This is a genomic window from Bacteroides sp. 519 (assembly GCF_010500955.1).
GTDB lineage: Bacteria > Bacteroidota > Bacteroidia > Bacteroidales > Bacteroidaceae > Bacteroides.
The window spans coordinates 140,134-161,030 of record NZ_QVMJ01000002.1 but is presented as its reverse complement, the minus strand read 5'-3'; the positions used below and the strand labels follow the sequence as shown (position 1 = coordinate 161,030).

Here is a 20,897-nt window from a genome sequence, read left to right as displayed (position 1 = left end):
GGTCGTTGTAGACTACAACGTTGATAGGACGCAGGTGTACGCACAGAGATGTGTTTAGCCGAGCGTTACTAATTGCCCGGTCACTTTTTTTATTGGTTGAGTGATACTTTTGGTTTAGTTGAGAGTTGAGAGTTGAGAGTTGAGAGTTATGCTCCCTACTTTAAACCCAAGATGATCAACAAAACGCTATTCTATTTATTTTTTGCTTTACTTCGTGTCTACCTTCTACGGTTGACTGGGTTAATTGTTTTGACTGTTTGTGAGTTTATAAAACTCTCAACTCTCAACTCTCAACTCTCAACTGGATGAATTTTAGGTGACTATAGCACAAGGGTTCCACCTCTTCCCATTCCGAACAGAGAAGTTAAGCCTTGTCACGCCGATGGTACTGCATAATAGTGGGAGAGTAGGTAGTTGCCGTTTTTAGCAAGTCCCCTTTTGATCGAAAGATTGAAAGGGGACTTTTTACGGTTATTGTAACGTGCGAAAAGATGTTTGTTACATTAATAAAGGATGAATTTTTACTTCTAGGGCTATCTTTGTGATAAAATAATAAATGAATTAGTCATGAGTATCAAACAATTTATCTCGCTTACTATCCTTTTTGTATCTGCTATTTTAAAAGCCCAGAATCCCATTATTCAAACTTCCTACACTCCCGATCCGGCACCTATGGTGCATAGTGACACATTGTTTGTCTACACCGGGTGTGATGCTGATACGGCCAGTTATTTTGATATGAATAAGTGGCAAGTTTTTTCGACTGTTGATATGGTGAATTGGACAGATCACGGATCTCCTCTTAGCTACGAAGATTTTAAGTGGACAACCCCGAAAACTGCTTGGGCAGCTCAGTGTATAGAACGTAATGGTAAATTCTATTGGTATGTATGTTGCGAATATCCAGGTAACTGGCATGTAATAGGGGTGGCGGTTGCCGATTCTCCTACCGGACCCTTTAAAGATCCATTAGGGAAACCGTTGGTTTATACCGGAAAGGCAGGAGATATAGATCCTACAGTATACATTGATAATAACGGTCAGGCATACCTCTATTGGGGAAACGGAAAAGTATGCTATGTGAAGTTAAACAACGACATGATTTCTTATGACAAAGAAATTGGTATTGTTGAATTAGAAATGAACAAAGAACAGTTTGAATACTTGGAACGTAATGACCCATATCGTGCCAACACCCTTTTCGAAGAAGGCCCATGGTTGTATAAACGCAACAACCAATATTATATGATTTATGCTGCTGGAGGAATCCCAGAGTATATAGCCTACTCAACAGCATCATCCATTACAGGACCGTGGAAATACAGAGGTGTAATAATGAATAAGGAACACGAAAACCTCGCATTCACCAATCATCCGGGAATCGTAGATTACAAAGGAAAATCGTATTTCTTCTATCACAATCAAAGTCTTTCGAATCACGGGTTTAGACGTTCAACCTGTGTCGAAGAATTTAATTTTAACGCCGACGGTACATTTCCCGAAATTAAACCTACTGGCAAAGGAGTGTCTCCGATAACCACTCTAAATCCCTACAAATTGACCGAAGCCGAAACTATTGCATGGAGCGAAGGGGTGAAAACCCAACAAACCGAAAAAGCCGGGAAAGTTTATGTAACCTCAATACACAACGGTGATTACATTAAGGTTCGTAACGTTGACTTCAAACAAGGTGCAAAAACAGTTGAAATTACTGCTGCTTCGCTTAGGGAAGGAAAAATAGAGATTTATCTTGATAGTTTAGGAGGTCCATTGTTAGGAATCTGTGAAATACGCAATACTGGAGGCTGGCTTAACTGGAATACTTTTTCGTCTGAGGTGGCTTCGAAAGGAGGTATTCATGATCTATTCTTTGTATTCAAAGGTGGAGAAGGAGAGTTATTTAATCTTGATAGTTGGTTGTTTACAGCTAGTAACACAGCCAATCTCACAATCAAAAAGAAATCTCACAACCCCGTGGTATGGGCCGACATACCCGACATTTCGATGATTCGCGTAGGCGAAACCTATTATATGAGTAGCACTACCATGCATATGAATCCGGGAGTTCCTATCATGAAATCGAAAAACCTCATAGATTGGGAAATTGTAAGTTATGCCTACAATACTTTGGGAGATATGGATGAATTTGAACTACAGAATGAAAAGAACGCATATGGAGGTGGTACTTGGGCAAGCAGTATGCGTTATCATGACGGACTTTTTTATGTTTCTACCTTCTCGAACAACAGTAATTTGAATTATCTTTTCTATACAGATGATCCTGAAAATACCCCATGGAAGATGAAGTCATATAAACCTAAAATTCATGATCATTCTCTATTTTTTGATGATGATAAAATTTATATGTTAAGTTGTGGTGGTAATGTTTCTATTAGAGAAGTAAAAGAAGATTTTACCGGAATCATAGAAGAAACAACCAGATTACTGATTGAAAATGCCGATATAATTACAGGTAAAGAGAGAGGACTTCCTGCCGAAGGTGCACAGATATTTAAAGTAGACGGAAGATATTATATATTTTTGATAAGTTGGCCAAAAGGTGGTATGCGTACTGTTTTATTGTATCGTGCCGACCATATTATGGGACCATATGAAGGGAAAGTAGTGCTCGAAAACAAAGGAATAGCTCAAGGTGGATTTATTGACACTCCGGATGGTAAATGGTATGGATATTTTTTTCGCGATCGTGGTGCTGTAGGACGCATACCTTATATTGTTCCTATGAAGTGGGAAGACGGTTGGCCGGTTTTTGGTGATAATGGTATTGTGCCCGATTTGTTGGATATTGAAGCACAACAACCTACAATCCCAGCTTGTGTAGCCTCTGATGAATTTTCAAGAAAACCAAACGAACCTGATTTGCCACTTGTGTGGCAGTGGAATCATAATCCGGATAATACTTATTGGTCTGTTAACGAGCGGCCTGGATATTTACGTTTGACCACCTTTCGTTTAGACAAAAACTTTACTGAAGCTAAAAACACTTTAACACAACGAACTTTTGGCCCTATGTGTTCAGGAGAAGTTTCTATGGATGTAAGTAAAATGAAAGATGGAGATTTTGCCGGTCTTGGTTTGTTACAGGAAAAATACGGAATTGTTGGAGTTAAAGTAAAGAATGGGCAAAAATATATTTTTGCAGGAAATACACAAAATAGTGATGTGACTTATGAAGAGTTGGAAACGGTTCCGTTCAACAGCAATGAGGTTTACTTTAAAGTACAAGCAAACTTCAAAGATCAAGCCGATAAGGCTAATTTTTATTATAGCTTGAATGGAAAGGAATGGATCAATATAGGAAATTCTTTACAGATGGTTTATACACTTTCGCATTTTATGGGTTATCGCTTTGCTTTATTTAATTATGCAACCGAACAAGCAGGTGGATCGGTAGATTTTAACTATTTCAGAGTTGAATAGTAGCTAATAATTTCCTGTTTTTGAGAAGTGGTCGTCGTTTTGTGTAAATAACAAAACGATGACCATTTTTTTGTTATACCATCCAGTAATAATACGTGTGTAAGTATTTGATTATTAATGTGTTTTTAATATTGAATGTAACGTATACAAAAATAAATGAAACATTTATTTAAAAGCTGTTGCCATAGAAAAGATATCTGTAACATGAATAAAATATATGTTCTTTTGGGGCGATTATCTTTGCAAGAAATGTTTTCCGGGGTGGAAAGCAGTATTTGCAAAAAGAAGAGAATATTTATTAATATCTTAAACTAATGGAAAATGGAAAATGGAAAAAAGCAAATTCTAAAAATTCCTTATTTGTTATTGCTGATGTTGTTTTGTTGTCAGGCAGCATTTGCACAGAAAGGGATAATTGTAAAAGGATTGGTTGTTGATGGTAATGGAGAATCTATTATTGGTGCATCCATAGTTGTAAAAGGCAATACTTCGATGGGAACAATTTCTGATTTCGATGGAAAATTTGAATTGGCCATACCCACTGAAGAGGCTATGCTTGTTGTTTCATACATTGGTATGGTACCACAGGAAATAAAAGCTAATTCTGAGAGTTTAATAAAGGTTGTTTTAAAAGACGACTCGCAACAATTGGAAGAAGTAGTAGTGGTAGGTTATGGGCAACAAAAGAAAGCCAGTGTGGTAGGAGCTATTACACAAACCACAGGTAAAGTACTTGAACGGGCAGCAGGTATCACCGACATCGGTGCTGCATTAACAGGTAATCTTCCAGGTGTTATCACTACACAATCATCGGGTATGCCGGGTGAAGAGGAACCACAAATCGTGATTCGTGGATCCAGTTCGTGGAATGGAAGTGACCCGTTAGTGCTTGTAGATGGTATAGAACGTCCAATGAGCAGTGTAGACATGGCTTCTGTACAGAGCCTCTCAGTATTGAAAGATGCCTCTGCAACTGCGGTTTATGGTGTGAAGGGTGCTAATGGTGTAATCCTTATTACAACCAAGCGGGGTGCCGAAGGTAAAGCACAAATTAATGTATCGGCAAATGCCATCATGAAGGTGCCATCAAAGTTGCCCAATAAACTCGATTCTTATGATGCCTACATGGCACGAAACATGGCGATAGAACATGAGTTAAGCCTTAATCCCAACTCATGGGATTACATTAGGTCGCAAGGATTCATCGAAAATTTTCGAAACCAAACCACATTGGAGCAAAGAGAACGTTATCCTAACGTGGATTGGCAGAAAGAGTTGTTTAAAGACTACACAATGTCGTACAATGCCAACGTAAACGTAAATGGTGGAACAAAATTTGTGAAATATTTTGCATCTATGGACTATGTGAAAGAGGGCGACTTGTTTCGTATATTCGACAACGGACGTGACTATAATTCTGGATATGGATACAACCGCGTAAACGTGCGTAGCAATCTAGATTTTCAGATTACAAAGACCACTGTGTTTAAAGTGAGCTTGTCTGGATCTAACGGACAACAGAAAACCCCTTATCTTAACTCTACCTACAACTCTTCATCAGACTGGGGGGTAGCTCAGCAATGGGCGGGTGCCTACAACATTGCACCCGATGTTTTTCTTCCACAATATAGTGATGGGTCATGGGGATATTTACCTGGTAGTACAAACGTAACAAACTCAGCACAAAATGTTTCCATTGGCGGTACTATGAAGTCTACCACCACCCGCGTCACTACCGACTTTGTGTTGGAACAAGATCTTAGCTTCATCACTAAAGGCCTTAACCTGCGTGGAATGATTGCATGGGACAACACCTTTGTAGAGTGGAAGCGTGGTATCAACGACCTTTATAATGACCCTCAGCTAAAATGGATTGATCCTATTACAGGCGAAGTGAGCTATAAACAAGCATATGAGGCAAACAACCGTTTCGACTTTATGCAAGGCGTGATGTGGAATGTGGAGGGCGGTGAAGTGAAAGATTGGGTTACTCAGCGCAACTTGAACTATCAAATGCAGCTCAACTGGGCGCGAACCTTTGGAAAACATAATGTTACAGGCATGGGATTGTTCAGCCGTCAAGAAACGGCTATCGGTAGCATGGTGCCCAACTATCGCGAAGACTGGGCTTTTCGTACCACCTACAACTTTTCCGATAAGTACTTTATAGAGTATAATGGCGCATACAATGGTTCCGAGAAGTTTAACTCAGAGAATCGCTTTGCTTTTTTCAACTCTGGTGCTGTAGGTTGGATGGTTAGTGAAGAGTCGTTCATGAAGTTCCTCACAGAACCTAGAATCCTGGATATGCTGAAACTGCGTGCTTCCTACGGTGAGATTGGCGATGATAATGTAAGCACTCGTTGGTTATATATGAACCAATGGGCATACGGTGGTAAATCTGCTCTCGATGTAAATAATGGAGAGAGCCCCTATACTTGGTATCGCGAAGCATCAGTGGGCAACAAAGATGTACATTGGGAAAAGGTGAAGAAGTTTAATTTCGGTCTCGACTACTCTTTCCTCGATGGTTTGCTTGCCGGTAGTATAGAGATATTTCGCGATAAGCGTACCGACATATTGGTAGGTGGTAGCAATCGCTCTGTTCCTTCTTACTTTGGCCAGGCTGCCGTGACCGCCAATCTGGGTAAAGTAAACACACGTGGGTATGAACTAGAACTCCGTTTTAACAAAACATTCAACAACGAGATGCGTGTATGGGCAAACTTCAACATGACTCATGCCCAAAACGAGATTTTGGTAAAAGATGATGCTCCGTTGTTACCCGGATATCGCAAAGAAGCAGGATATTCTATTGGTCAGAACCATTCTTATATAGATAAAGGTTTCTTAGGTTCATACGATGAAATATATGGTAGTCCTAAACATGATAGCAATGACAATCAGAAGTTGCCGGGTGATTACTACATTGTTGATTTTAATGGTGATGGTGTGGTAGATGCCAACGATTCGGCTCCTTATGGCTATTCAAGCACTCCTCAAAACACCTACAATGCTACCTTGGGATATGAATGGAAAGGATTCAGTTGCTTCGTTCAGTTTTATGGCGTGAACAATGTGACACGCGAAGTGACACTTACCAGTTTTGGCAATCAATTGAACACTGTTTATGATATGGGGTCATGGTGGTCCAAAGCCGGTAACTCTGCCGATGTGATTACTCCCCGCTGGTTGAGCACGCCCAATGGAACTTACAGCCGAGGTACGCAATACCTGTTTGATGGATCGTTCATCCGTTTGAAGAATGTCGAGGTGGCATATACCTTCAACAACGCTTTTACAAAACGCATGGGAATATCTAACCTGAAACTCTTTGTTAGTGGTAATAACTTGTGGGTATGGTCGCGTATGCCTGATGACCGCGAATCTAACTTCGCAGGTGCGGGTGGACAGGGTGCTTACCCCACCATGAAGCGTGTGAACTTTGGTATTAAATTCACTTTATAATTTAAAGAAGCAATGAAGAAAATATATAGAACTCTTATATACGGTGCGGTAGCAGCATGTTTGTCGCTAAGCTCTACTTCGTGTACCGACTATTTAGACAAAGAGGCAGACTCTACCGTATCGGAAGAAGAAGCATTCAAGAACTTCACCAACTTTCAAGGATTCATTGAGGAGATATACAATTGTATTCCCGATAAAGAGAAGAACAATTATTGTACTACCTTTAACTGGGGAGATGATGAGATTATGAATACAGGTATGGGAGATGGTCATCTAACGCATCAGATAGATTTAGGAAACTTCCGCGCTTGGTCTACCAACGGACAGTGTTGGTTATACCGTGATGGTAGTGACCCTACAGCAAAGGACAAGTTTAAACATTCTTTGTGGCCACACGCTTGGTATTGCATCCGCAAAGCCAACTTAGGACTTGCCAATCTGAGCCTTCTTAAAGAGGCTACTGAAGAAGAAAGAAAAATCATCGAAGGACAGCTTTACTTTTTCCGTGCTTGGTGGCACGAAGAGTTGATGCAATTCTTTGGAGGTTTACCTTATGTGGACAAAGTACTCTCTTCTACCGGTTCGCTCACCCTACCACGTCTTAGTTTCCAAGAGTGTGCTGATCGTTGTGCCGAAGACTTCCGCAAAGCAGCCAATTTATTGCCCATCAACTGGGATAATACCACTGTTGGTAAAAATACGCTGGGCAAGAACGACTTCCGCATCAATAAAATCATGGCATTGGGCTACCTGGGTAAAGTTTGCCTGTGGGCTGCTAGTCCGCTGATGGAACATGGCGCACAGTTGGGCGGAACTCAAACATATAACTACAATACTGATTATGCAAAGAAGGCTGCCGAAGCCCTGGGCGAATTGCTTGCGCTGGTCGAAAGCGGTCAAACCCAATATGCATTGGCAGAGTTTAAGTACGATGACATCTACAATCATGTGAAGTCTGCATCGGCATCTACTTGCTTCTCAGATATATTCTATACCTATCAGCAAGGATGGAAAATACCGGGCACATGCGAAGCCATCTTCCGTGGTCCTTCCGAAGACTATAATGGTAGTAACTGGAATTTCACCAAGCTGTGGGGCCCCAAGATTAATAACTTGGTAGAACACGATAACGTAATCCATCAACCTACGGCTAACTATGTAAACTTCTATGGCATGGCAAATGGCTTGCCATTGACGGATCCCAACTCTGGATTCGACCCATCGCAACCATTCAAAGATCGCGATCCACGCTTTTATCACGACATCGTTTTCGATGGATTCAAATATGTGAATACCACCATTGATGTGTCTAATGTAGATGCCCCTCTACAATATTGTACACTCTCTTCCGGAGGGCAGATGAGAAGTACTTCGCAAGCTAGTCGTACGGGATATTTCACTCAGAAACTGGTGCCTCACATAGCTAACAAATACGACTTGGCCTACAACTGGGGTGGCAATCTTCATGTTAACCTGCCCTATATGCGTTTGGCAGACATCTACTTGATGTATGCCGAAGCTGGTGCTGCTGCGGGTGGATCATCTTATAAATCGACTAATTTTGATAAAACCGCTGAAGAGGCAATCAATACACTGCGCCAACGTTGTGGTGTAGGTGCTGTAGATGCAGCTTACACAGTTAGTAAACAAAGCTTTATGGACGAAGTACGCCGCGAACGTGCTGTAGAACTGGCTTTCGAAGGTTTTCGATTCAACGACTTGCAACGCTGGTTGCTCTTAACCGAGTATCCTTACAACACGAAGACATCTCAAGAATTTACTCGCTTAGAGAACGATAGTTTCTTTAAGGAGAACGACCCAAGAGATGCACGCATTGCAGAATGGAAAGAAGAAGTTATTCTGAAAAGAGTGTTCGGCACGAAGCATTATTGGTTTCCATTGCTCGACAATGATGTGTATCTGTATCCGGAGTTTGCACAGAATCCGGGATGGTAATCTGAATGTCTAAAATATAAAATGATTGTACAATGAAACATATACAAAAAAGATTCCTGTTGTTTGCTGTTGCTGCCGTTTCTATTTTGCTGCCGGCAGTAGCTCAGAATCTGGAGGAACAAACAATAGACTCATTGGCCACCAGCAATGAAGAAGTACAAGTGGCTTTTCGCAAAGTAGCGGAAGGTAACATCTTGGGTGGCGTGTCGGTAGTGAATGTAGAAGAACTCACCAAGAAGAATTACAACACGTATAGCATAGACAATATGCAAGGATACATTGGCGGTTGGAACGGTAACTCGCTTTGGGCTATGGATGAGTATCTTGCTATGGTAGACGGTGTGCCACGCGATTTGAATAATGTGAAGCCCGACGAAATAGAAACCATTACTTTTTTGAAAGGTGCGCAAGCAGTAGTGCTCTATGGTAGCCGTGCCGCCAAAGGGGTGGTTTTAGTTACTACCAAACGAGGTAAAATCTCTCCATTAAAAGTAGATGTACGTGCCAATACAGGTTGGAGTGTGTTGAAGGCGTATCCCGAATATCTAGGTTCGGCCGAATACATGACGCTCTACAACGAAGCACTAGCCAATGATGGGTTGGCTGCTAAGTATAATGCCGAAGAGATATACAATTATGGATTAGGAACGAACTCCTATCGCTACTCTAATCTCAATTTCTACTCTTCCGATTTCATCAAGAAGGCCTACAATCGTTCGGATGTTACAGCAGAGATTTCGGGCGGAAATGAGCGTGCACGCTTTTATACCAACGTGAGCTACAACAATGAAGGGAGCCCATTGAATTTTGGCGAAGCCAAAAAGACTCGTGCCGATCGCTTTAATGTGCGTGGTAATGTAGATTTGAAGTTGAACGATTTCATTACTGCATATGTAAATGGTAATGTCTCTTTTTATAATGCAAATGCTTCAGCAGGTGGTAACTACTGGCAATTGGCCTCTACATTCCGCCCCAATCGTGTATCTCCATTGGTGCCGTTAAGTGCCATTGACTCTAATGCTACTGCTGCATGGGAACTGATTGCCAACTCTAATAACATTATTGATGGACAATACTTTTTGGGTGGTACGCAAGAGGACTTAACAAATGTATTTGCTGATTATTATGCCGCAGGAAAAACGAAATATACGAGCCGTCAGTTTCAGTTTGATGCTGGTGTGAACATTGATTTAGAGAAGGTGTTAAAAGGATTATCTTTCCACACTCAGTTTGCGGTAGATTACGCAACCTCCTACAACACCTCTTACGATAATGAGTATGCAACCTATATTCCTACGTGGTCTAACTACAACGGTCAGGATGTTATTGTGGGACTGAAGAAAAGCGATACAAACGATAAAAAGTCGGGTGTGCAGAATATTTCGGGAAGTGCAAGTAATCAAACAATTGCTTTCAATGCACATTTCGATTACAACCGTACCTTTAATAACTCTCACAATGTAAGTGCTATCTTTGTTGCCAATGGATATCAGCAATCTAAATCAAAAGAGTATCATAGCACAAGCAATGTAAACTTAGGTTTGCAAGCATCATACAATTATGAACAGAAGTACTTTGCAGAGTTTGGTGGATCGGTTATTCACTCGGCAAAACTTGCCGAAGGGCATCGTCAGGCTTTTTCTCCATCCATCAGCTTAGGCTGGAACATGGCTAAAGAATCCTTCATGGAAGATTCTGCTTTTGACAAACTGATGTTGAACGTAAGCGGTAGTATCCTACACACCGACTTGGGCATCAACGACTATTACATGTATGCCAAGTCATTTAACCAGTCTGATGGTTCTTGGTGGGGATGGTACGATGGTCAGTCTATTCATGCCACCAATTCCAAAAGAGGTGAAAACCTGGATTTAACTTTTTTGAAACGCAAAGAGTTTTCGGCCAACATAAAAGCTTCGCTTTGGAACAAGATGCTGACTGCTGATGCTTCTTTCTTTATGAACACCATCGAAGGAAAGCTTATTACTCCCAACAATCTGTTTCCAAGTTACTTCTTTACTTATTGGCCTGAGGCTACATTCCTTCCTCACATAAACTACGATAATGACAAACGTGTGGGTTTTGACTTTGCTCTTAACTACAACAAACGTTTTGGCGAAGTAGATTTCTCGGCAGGTGTAAGCGGTACCTACTACACCACCAAAGCTAGTAAGCGCGATGATAGCGGCTTTGCCGATGCTTATCAAAACCGTCAAGGAAAAGCTATCGATGGCATTTGGGGTTACGAGTGTTTGGGTTTCTTCGAAAGCCCTGAAGATGTGGCAAATTCACCCGAACAGAAATTGGGAGGAACAGTGAAACAAGGCGACTTGAAATATAAAGACCAGAATGGTGATGAAGTTATCGACTCCAAAGACCAAATTTATTTAGGTCGTGGAGGTTGGTATGGCAATCCGCTTACACTAGGCGTAAACCTTACAGCCAAATACAAAGGATTTACGTTGTTTGTATTGGGTACAGGCGGTTTTGGCGGCAAGGCCATCAAGAACGATGCTGAGGACACAAACTATTGGTGGATATCAGGTCAAGACAAATATTCTAAGGAGGTGCGCGGACGCTGGACACCCGCAACAGCCGCAACAGCCACTTATCCTCGCCTCACTACCGAAGGTGGTGCAAATAACTTCACAAACTCTGATTTTTGGATTTATTCAACCAATAGATTCAATCTTGCTAAAGTGCAACTCACTTATGACTTCCCAACTAAGATGTTAAGAAAAACCATCATCAATGGTCTCTCTGCATACATCAGTGGTTCTAACTTACTAACGATTGCGAAAGAACGCGAGATTTTGGAAATGAATGTAGGCACTGCTCCACAAACTCGTTTCTATAATCTAGGTGTTAAAGTAACTTTCTAATCTTATAATAAACGAATTGAAATATGAAAAAGATACTACTCAAATTATTGGCTTTCACCCCGTTATTGGTGGCTTGTGATGATTTGTTTTCGCCCGCTCCCGAAAATATTCGCGACATTGAGTCTATGTACGAAGAGCCAAGCTATGCACAAGGTTTCTTGGCGAATGCATATCTTTTACTTCCATATCAAGCTATGCCTGGCAGCGATTTGGCAACAGATGATGCAGTGACGAATGAAAACGATAACAATTACTTGAAGATGGCTACCGGAGCATGGGCTTCAAATAGCGATCCTATGAGCCAATGGCAAGGACGCTACAATGCCATTCAGTATGTAAACATTGTACTCGAAAGTTGCGATAAAATAGCTTGGGCTACCGAAGAACCACTCCGCACAATGTTCAACGATCACTTTAAAGGTGAGTGTTATGCTATGCGTGCCCTGCACATGTATTATTTGTTGCAGGCTCATGGTGGGCGTGATGCTAGCGGAGCTCTGCTAGGTGTACCCATTCACCTTACATCCGAAGATAAGAGCTCTGACTTCAATCAACCTCGCGAAACTTTTCAGAAGTGTGTAGAGCAGATTATGTTTGATATTGATAATGCATTGGAATTGTTGCCCTACGTATGCAATGATGTTGCTACGGATAGTGAAATTCCTGCAAAATACCAAGCCATGGGTGCAACAATGGCAGGATATAACAGAGCTTTCGGTAGCCACATGAAAGGTAAGATTGACGGACGTGTGGTAGAGGCTCTTCGTGCACAGGTATCATTGCTAGCTGCCAGCCCGGCCTATAACGACGCTTCGGGTGTGACGTGGGCGCAAGCTGCCGATAATGCAGCAACGGTACTCAACCGCATTGGAGGCATAGCAGGAATGGACCAAGATGGTTGGAAATGGTTTGCTAACACATCAGAGATAGGCAACCTAAATGCTGGTGCTAATCCTGCAGAAATAATTTGGCGTGGCAACATTACCGACGATAAAGATTGGGAAACGAGCAACTATCCCCCTTCTCTGTATGGTAATGGACGCGTTAATCCTACTCAAAATCTGGTAGATGCTTTCCCGATGGCCAATGGTTATCCTATTACCGATGTAGCTGCTGGATATAGCAGTGATGATCCTTATACAGGACGCGACCCAAGATTGGATGCATACATTGTGCTTAATGGTAGCAAAATGGGTTCAACTAATGGTGAAATTATAACAGGAACGTATGGAACAAATAGCGATGTAGTGAACAAAGAGGGTAATAAATCTACTCGTACTGGTTATTACATGCGCAAACTGCTTCGTCCTGATATTAACTTAAATCCGCAAAGTTCCACTACTCAGAAACATTATGTGGCCCGTATTCGCTATACTGAGATATTTTTGGCATATGCCGAGGCAGCTAACGAGGCTTGGGGACCAACAGGAACAGGCTCGCATGCTTATAGTGCCTACGATGTAATTAAGGCTATCCGTCAGCGTGCAGGCGTTGGAACAGACAATGATGATTCTTATCTTGAATCAATTAAGAATGATACCAACAAGATGCGCGAACTTATCCGCAACGAACGCCGCCTTGAACTTTGTTTTGAGAACTTCCGTTTCTGGGATTTGCGTCGTTGGAAGGTGGATTTGACCAAACTCAACGAAACTGCTCGTGGCATGCAAATTAGTAAAAATGCTGATGGTACGTTGAAGTATACCGAAATGCCGAAAGTAGAGGAACGTAGCTACAAAGATTATATGTATTATGGCCCTATACCTTACAGTGAAACACTGAAATGGAGCAAACTGCAACAAAATCAGGGTTGGTAAATATATTAAGATACAAACAAATGAAAGATATGAAACTGATTAAATTGTTATCTATATTATCGGCAGGAGTTGTGACTTTAATGAATACTTCCTGTGAAAATCAAGATATTTCGTTTCCCGACTATGAAGGTGGAACTTCGGTCTACTTTGCGTATCAATATCCCGTACGTACTATTGTGCTGGGCGAAGACGAGTACGATACAACGCTCGACAATCAGCATAAGTGCAAGATTTATGCAACAATGGGAGGATCGTACAATGGTGCTAAAATTAATGTAGACATCAAAGTAGATAATACACTTTGCGATCATCTATACTTCTCTGATGGAAGTTTGGTGCAAGCAATGCCTTCAAACTATTATTCATTGGTAAGCAACACGATTGCTTACAATGGTGATGTGAAGGGTGGGGTAGAAGTACAGCTCACTGATGCGTTTTTTGCAGATGAGGCTGCTTTGAAGAATACATACGTTATCCCTGTGGTAATGACCAATATGACCGGAGCCGACCATATTCTTACCGGCACTCCGCTGTTTGACGGTGATAATCCTTTGCGCACAAACACTGAGTATTGGAGTGTGAAGCCTATGGACTATGTGCTCTACTGCGTGAAGTATATCAATAAATATCATGCTTATTATTTGCGTAGAGGCGAAGATAAAATCACTGAGAACGGAACTACTACTACCGTTGTTCGCCAGCAACCAACGGTGGAAGAAGACGAAGTATGTGGCACTACTACTCATTCTTTAAACTCTGTAATATTTCCGGTAAGCACCATCCTTGCCGATGGTAAGAAGTTGACTTGTGATTTGATTTTAACATTCGGCGAAAATGATGAATGTACAATAACTTCGGGTACGCCGGGCTATATAGTAAGTGGAAGTGGCAAGTATGTAGAGAAAGCAGAGAAGAAGGCTTGGGGCAATAAAGACCGTGATGCACTTTATTTGGATTATAAGATTGACTTTGGTATGAAACAATACGAAACGAAAGACACACTTGTGTGGCAACGTCGTGGAGTTACATCAGAAGAGTTCTCTCCTACCTATAAGGAATAATATTAAAATCAGAAATGAACATGAAAAACTATATTGGAAAAATACTGTTGGCTTGGGCAATATTTGCACTGGCTGCTTGTGCCGATGATAATTTCGTCGAATATAAGACTGATAAACCTGAGAGTATAGCTCAGTATGAATATCTCAATGCCTACGATGCTTTGAAAACTTATATAGACCGCAGCGTCAATCCCAACTTTAAGTTGGGAGCTGGTGTTTCGGTGAGCGATTTTCTTAAGAAAGAGCAAGTATATGGCCTGACCCTCTCTAACTTCAACGAAGTGACCGCCGGCAATGCCATGAAGTATGCCTCGTGTGTGGCCGACAATGGTTCGATGGACTTCTCTGAGGTGAACAAATTTGTAGATGCAGCTCAATCGGCCGGATTAACCATTTATGGGCATACTTTGTTATGGCATGCCCAACAAAACAACACCTACCTTAATGGTCTTATTGCCAATAAGGAAATTGAAGTAGATCCCAATGATGCTAATAAGGCTCTGCACATCAATACACCAGAAGCAAAAGATAAACCTTGGGATTGGGAAATATATTATAATTTATCAACTCCTTTAACCGCAGGTGTTGAATACACTATAAGCATGCGTGCCAAAGCTTCTACCCCGGTAGAAATACCTTTTTGGCCGGGTGATGGAACAAACACACAATACTTGTCGCCTTTTATAATTGATACAGAGTGGAGCGAAACTTCTGTTACTTTTACGGCAGAGCATGCTTTGACTATTATGCGCTTTTGTTTCGGTACATTTGGAGGCGATTTGTTTTTTGACGATCTTTCTCTGAAAGCCACTGGAACTAACAATAATTTAATTGCAAATACATCTTTCGATGAAGAGACTTTAACCAATTGGAGCAAACCGGATTGGCTTTCTTTTACGTTTGCAATTGAAAGTATGGCTGCCGGACCATCTACTTGGTGGACAAACTTGCTCAGTAACAGCGATTGTGAGGGTGATGATGTTTCTTGTTTTTACGTAACCGAAAAAACGGTTGGTCCTAAAGCTGCCACGTTTGGCGTTGCTGGTACGGGGGCAGATGGCGTAGGAAGAGCCATTGTAGTGCAATCGGATGATAATCCGGTTAATGCTTGGGATACTCAGTTTTTCGTAAAAGTTCCTCTCACACTTCAGAAAGGAGATGCCTATCGTTTCAGTATGAAGGTCAGAGCTGAAAAAAATGCAACTTTAGAGTCGCAGGCACACAATAATCCGGGAGGATATTTGCATTGGTCAATGGTGGGCAGTCCTGATGTAACAACCCAATGGAAAGAATACACCAAAACAGGTGTTGTTAGTGGTGAACAAGACGGTATGAATACCATTGCGTTTAATCTTTCTATATTGCAAGAAGCCAATACATACTATTTTGATGATATCTCTTTTGAAATAGAAGAATCGGGAAATACTATTCCGTTGACTCCTGAAGAGAAATCCGAAGTACTTACCACTGCTTTGGAAACTTGGATTAAGGGTATGATGGAAGCATGTGGCGATTATGTTACTGCATGGGATGTAGTAAATGAGGCTGTTTCGGGAGGCGATTTTGATGGTGATGGTATATACGACTTGCAATCGGTTAAAAATGTATCGGAAGAAGATGCTAAAAACAATTTCTACTGGCAGGATTACCTTGGTAACGAGGAATTTGTTCGACTTGCCGTTAAGTTTACAAGACAGCATGGCCCGCAGAATATGCAACTTTTTGTTAACGACTATAATCTGGAGTCGGATTGGGACGACAATGGGAAACTGAAAAGTCTCATCAAGTGGATAGAACGTTGGGAAGCCGACGGAGTTACCCGAATTGATGGTATTGGTAGCCAAATGCATGTGTCTTGTTACATGAATCCGGATACTCAGCAAAGCAAAGAAAACCACATAGTGAAAATGTTTGAACTACTCAAAACATCGGGAAAACTGATAAAGATTTCCGAATTGGATATGGGACTTGTAGATGTTGAAGGTAACAATGTATTGACCGAAAATGTTACCGAAGAACAGCACAAGGCTATGGCCAACTTCTATAAGTTTATCATACAGAAGTATTTTGAGATTATACCATCAAGCCAACAATATGGTATTACTCAATGGGCTGTTACAGATAGTCCGGCCAACTCAGGTTGGAGAGGTGGAGAACCAATAGGACTTTGGGATTTAAATTACAGTCGCAAGCATACCTATGCTGGATTTGCTGATGGATTATCAGGAAAGTAATTAAAAAGTTATCAATCATAAGGTCACCCCGAAAGGGGTGATTGCTTATCAATCGTAACTGTTGACTATACTTTATATGGAAATACGGAATAAACAATAAAAACGAATTATGATAAGGTTTTTAAATATGCTATTAATGTGTGTTGTTTTATTTGCATCCTGCTCTGATGACAATGTACCACCCGTCGACCCCGATCCGCCCATTGATCCTGATCCGCCTACCGATGTAATAACATTACCCTTGTTAAGTGTAGAAGGTCGTTACCTGAAAAATACCAAAGGTGAGATTGTGAACCTACATGGCTTTACACAAACCTACAGCCCGTTTTTTAATAACAACGGATGGAACAACTATGATGTGCAAGGCTGTCTGAGTTACAATAAACGTATGGTCGACGGAATCCAGACAGCAGGTTGGAAGTTCAACTTCGTTCGTTTGCACATGGATCCCTACTGGACCGACGATCCCACTCAGACCTCTGTGCGTTACGAAGGTCACGAACGTTTCTCGGAGTCCCGTTTTCGTAAATATCTCGACGAAGTGTTTGTGCCTATGGCCGAATACTTCATTTCAAAAGGCATGTATGTGGTGTTGCGTCCGCCCGGAGTAGCACCTGCGCACGACCCTTATAAAGGGATAGAAGTGGGCGACACCTATCAACAATTTCTGCTGAAGGTGTGGGATATTGTGTCGCAGCACAAAACGTTAAAGAATAATTCGGGAATTATGTTCGAACTGGCCAACGAGCCGGTAAATATTAAAGGCACAGATGGCGTTTGGGGTAGCTCGAGCGATGCCTGCTTTGAGGCTGCGAAGATTTACTTTCAAGTCATTGTCGATAAAATACGCAGCAACTGCAACAACATCATTTGGGTGCCCGGGCTTGCATACCAATCGTCTTATGCAGGTTATGCCACTCACCGTATAGAAGGAAGCAACATAGGTTTTGCTGTACACTGCTATCCGGGATGGTTTGGCAGCGATGCCGAGCAAGACAGCGGCGAAGGAATAGGCACGTCGACAGGCAGTGGATACGAAGCTTTTCAGCGAGGATGGGATGCACAGGTAGGTCCCGTGGCGGCTTTTGCTCCTATCATGGTGACCGAGATAGATTGGGCACCGCTGAAGTACAATGCCACTTGGGGCAAGAGCATTACCGGAACAGCAGGAGCTGAGGGTTTTGGTGCCAACTTCAAATATATAGCCGACAATTCGGGCAATGTGTCTTGGTTGTTCTTTACAACAAGGTCGGATCAACTGGCAGCATTTAAAGATGTACCGGGCATCCCCGGAGCATATACCTTCTTGAACGACCCCGAAGCATGTCCGTGGGCCATGTATCACTGGTTTAAGGAATATGCCGATGGCGAGGTGATAAATGGCGAATTGGATAAAATAGAATTGGTGGGTATAACCGGCAATGAGATTTCCATACTTACAGGCGGCGACCGCTATCTGGTGGTAAAAGCCACTTATACCGACGGTTTCACCAAGCATGTTACCACCCAAGCCACAATCACCAGTTCCGACCCCGCAGTAGTACAGGTAGAGGCAAACGGAAGGATTATAGCTTTAAAAGATGGAAACAGTACACTGACCGTAGCTTACCGCTCGACCTCAGGGGTGAGCAAGGAAATGTCTTTAGGAGTCAAAGCCACTACCTTTCCGCTGACCAGTGGTACATTTAATCCTTCGATATGGGAAAAAGGAACATTCGATGAAGATACACGCACATTGATTACCGGTATGTACGGTTTTGGCGGTTGGCAATACAGTAACGGAGCCGATTTATCGGGCTACCACTATTTGATTGCAGAACTTGATAACGACAATCAAAGTGCTGTTTCGTTCCGCCTTTTCGACGAGAATAATTACTGGTTTCAGCCAGCCGAGTATGATTTCGGTAATTCGAGGCGAGTAGTAGTCGATCTCAATAATATGTACAAGAAAGTCAACGGTCAACAGGTAAAATTAAACCAGTCGCATATCTATATTATTGGTTTTTGGTCTACAGGCGGAAAACCAATTGTTGTTAAAGATGTTTATCTTTCAAACAATAGTACTAATTAAGGTAGAAAGAATCCTGCATTCTCTGTGAAGAGTGTGCAGGAACCATTCAGTGTCATCGAATCGGCACTCTTGTGCCACCAGCTTGGCACTGCTGTGCCATCGGCTTGGCACAAATGCATTGACAGAAGATAGTTTTTTTCTTCATAAGTAACATTCAAAAATAAAATATATATGTATAAAATTAAATCTTTACCTCTGCACATACAACAATCAGTTATTCTTTTAATCTGGTTTTCTCTCTCTTGTTCCCTCTCTGTGGTAGGAAAGAATAAACCAGTTTTTTCACAATTCACTTATCAAGGCAATGAACAGGTATATGCCAACAATCCTTTAAAACCCAATGAGTTCTATAACCCCATTTTACAAGGATGCTACCCCGACCCGGCTATTACCCGTAAGGGCGATGACTACTATTTGGTATGTTCTACATTCGCTATGTTTCCTGGGGTTCCTATCTTTCATTCTAAAGATCTCGTTAATTGGACACAAATAGGACATGTTCTTGACCGAAAATCCCAGTTGAAGGTTCATGATACACCAATTAACCTAGGTGTATTTGCACCTGATATTAAATACAATCCATACAACGATACATTTTATATGATTACCACTCAGTTTGCTGGAGGATTTGGTAACATTGTAGTAAAAACAAAAGATCCGTTGCAAGGATGGAGCGACCCATACAAATTGAATTTTAACGGAATAGATCCTTCAATTTTCTTTGATGATAATGGCAAAGCTTATGTAGCTCATAATGATGCTCCCGATCAGGGGAAAGAGCTATACGATGGTCATCGCGTAATTAAAGTATGGGAATACGACCTAGAAAAAGATCAAGTAATTGCCGGAACCGATCGTATTGTAGTGAATGGTGGTGTAGACCTTGTTCAGAAACCTATTTGGATCGAAGCTCCACATATCTACAAAAAAAATGGGAAATACTACCTGATGTGCGCCGAAGGCGGAACAGGCGGCTGGCACAGCGAAGTAATTTTTATAAGCGATCATGCACAAGGACCATATACGCCAGCCCCAAGCAATCCTATCCTTACACAACGCTATTTCCCAGAAAACCGCTCAAATAAAGTAAATTGGACCGGACATGCCGACCTGGTAGAAGGTCCCGATGGTAAGTACTATGGAGTATTTCTGGGTATTCGCCCCAACGAAAAAAATCGTGTAAACATTGGCCGGGAAACATTTATCTTACCTGTTGACTGGAGCGGTACTTTTCCGGTTTTCGAAAATGGTCTGGTACCAATGTCGCCTAAATTGAAAATGCCTGAAGGAGTAGAAAACAAAACCGGTAAAGACGGATTCTTCCCAAATGGAAACTTTACTTTTACAGATAACTTTACTGGTGGCAATTTGGATTTTCGTTGGATTGGACTAAGAGGCCCACGCGAAGATTTTATGGAAATCACCAACAGCGGAATCAAGATACATCCTTTTGCAACCAACATCAAAGAAGTAAAACCTACTTCCACTCTTTTCCTACGTCAGCAGCACCACACTTTTACCACCACAGTAACAATGGATTATACTCCCCGTTCAGAAAAAGAATTGGCGGGTTTGGTTTGCTACCAGAGCGAGATATTCAATTATGTATTTGGCATTACCAAAACCGGGAAAGAATATTATATTGTACTTCAACGAACAGAAGGCGAGGGGAGAGGCCCCAGTAAAAAGGCTGTTTCTACCATTATTGCTTCAGAAAAGATTGATATCAGCAAACCCGTAAAGCTACAAGTTACAGCCGAGGGAGATGACTATCGATTCAACTATGCCGCAAACGGTGGCGATTTTAAGAATCTGGGTGGCACTGTATCGGGAGATATACTTTCAACCGATGTTGCCGGAGGATTTACTGGAACATTAATTGGTTTACACGCTACCTTATCTAATGATATTCACCCCAATGCATACACCACACCTCTGGGTTTCGATGCCCGGAAAGCAGATGTTTC

The 20,897-nt window shown here is 41.7% G+C and carries 8 protein-coding genes, 2 rRNA genes and 1 pseudogene; all 11 read left to right on the top strand.

The window, feature by feature from the left end; translation table 11 throughout:
• Positions 1-93: ribosomal RNA gene (locus tag D0T85_RS03130) — 23S ribosomal RNA — on the top strand; the annotation flags it as partial.
• Between the two features lie 219 nt (positions 94-312).
• Positions 313-423, top strand: a 5S ribosomal RNA gene (gene rrf, locus D0T85_RS03125).
• 144 nt (positions 424-567) lie between these two features.
• Positions 568-3,441, top strand: coding sequence for a family 43 glycosylhydrolase (locus D0T85_RS03120; RefSeq protein ID WP_163210152.1), 2,874 nt, complete (start codon positions 568-570; stop codon positions 3,439-3,441).
• 321 nt (positions 3,442-3,762) lie between these two features.
• Positions 3,763-6,909: a TonB-dependent receptor gene (locus D0T85_RS03115; protein ID WP_163210150.1), complete on the top strand. Its 3,147-nt coding sequence runs from the start codon at positions 3,763-3,765 to the stop codon at positions 6,907-6,909.
• 12 nt (positions 6,910-6,921) lie between these two features.
• Positions 6,922-8,865, top strand: coding sequence for a RagB/SusD family nutrient uptake outer membrane protein (locus D0T85_RS03110; RefSeq protein ID WP_163210148.1), 1,944 nt, complete (start codon positions 6,922-6,924; stop codon positions 8,863-8,865).
• 32 nt (positions 8,866-8,897) lie between these two features.
• Positions 8,898-11,747: a SusC/RagA family TonB-linked outer membrane protein gene (locus D0T85_RS03105; RefSeq protein ID WP_163210146.1), complete on the top strand. Its 2,850-nt coding sequence runs from the start codon at positions 8,898-8,900 to the stop codon at positions 11,745-11,747.
• Between the two features lie 23 nt (positions 11,748-11,770).
• On the top strand, positions 11,771-13,564 hold the full coding sequence (locus tag D0T85_RS03100; RefSeq protein WP_163210144.1) for a RagB/SusD family nutrient uptake outer membrane protein: 1,794 nt from the start codon (positions 11,771-11,773) through the stop codon (positions 13,562-13,564).
• A 29-nt stretch (positions 13,565-13,593) separates the two neighbouring features.
• Positions 13,594-14,625, top strand: a complete 1,032-nt coding sequence (locus D0T85_RS03095) for a DUF5627 domain-containing protein (RefSeq protein WP_163210142.1) — start codon at positions 13,594-13,596, stop codon at positions 14,623-14,625.
• Between the two features lie 20 nt (positions 14,626-14,645).
• Entirely contained in the window at positions 14,646-16,859 is a 2,214-nt protein-coding gene (locus tag D0T85_RS03090) for an endo-1,4-beta-xylanase (RefSeq protein WP_163210140.1), read from the top strand.
• A gap of 109 nt (positions 16,860-16,968) precedes the next feature.
• A complete protein-coding gene (locus D0T85_RS03085; RefSeq protein WP_163210138.1) occupies positions 16,969-18,930 on the top strand; it encodes a glycoside hydrolase family 5 protein in 1,962 nt (653 codons plus the stop codon).
• Between the two features lie 171 nt (positions 18,931-19,101).
• Positions 19,102-20,826: pseudogene (locus D0T85_RS03080) on the top strand (glycoside hydrolase family 43 protein); the annotation flags it as partial.
• Positions 20,827-20,897: the final 71 nt, after the last annotated feature.

Excerpts from the sequence above, each read along its gene's own strand:
- D0T85_RS03120 (WP_163210152.1), top strand. The coding sequence starts at position 568 with ATGAGTATCAAACAATTTATCTCGCTTACTATCCTTTTTGTATCTGCT.
- D0T85_RS03115 (WP_163210150.1), top strand. The coding sequence starts at position 3,763 with ATGGAAAATGGAAAAAAGCAAATTCTAAAAATTCCTTATTTGTTATTG.
- D0T85_RS03110 (WP_163210148.1), top strand. The coding sequence starts at position 6,922 with ATGAAGAAAATATATAGAACTCTTATATACGGTGCGGTAGCAGCATGT.
- D0T85_RS03105 (WP_163210146.1), top strand. The coding sequence starts at position 8,898 with ATGAAACATATACAAAAAAGATTCCTGTTGTTTGCTGTTGCTGCCGTT.
- D0T85_RS03100 (WP_163210144.1), top strand. The coding sequence starts at position 11,771 with ATGAAAAAGATACTACTCAAATTATTGGCTTTCACCCCGTTATTGGTG.
- D0T85_RS03095 (WP_163210142.1), top strand. The coding sequence starts at position 13,594 with ATGAAACTGATTAAATTGTTATCTATATTATCGGCAGGAGTTGTGACT.
- D0T85_RS03090 (WP_163210140.1), top strand. The coding sequence starts at position 14,646 with ATGAAAAACTATATTGGAAAAATACTGTTGGCTTGGGCAATATTTGCA.
- D0T85_RS03085 (WP_163210138.1), top strand. The coding sequence starts at position 16,969 with ATGATAAGGTTTTTAAATATGCTATTAATGTGTGTTGTTTTATTTGCA.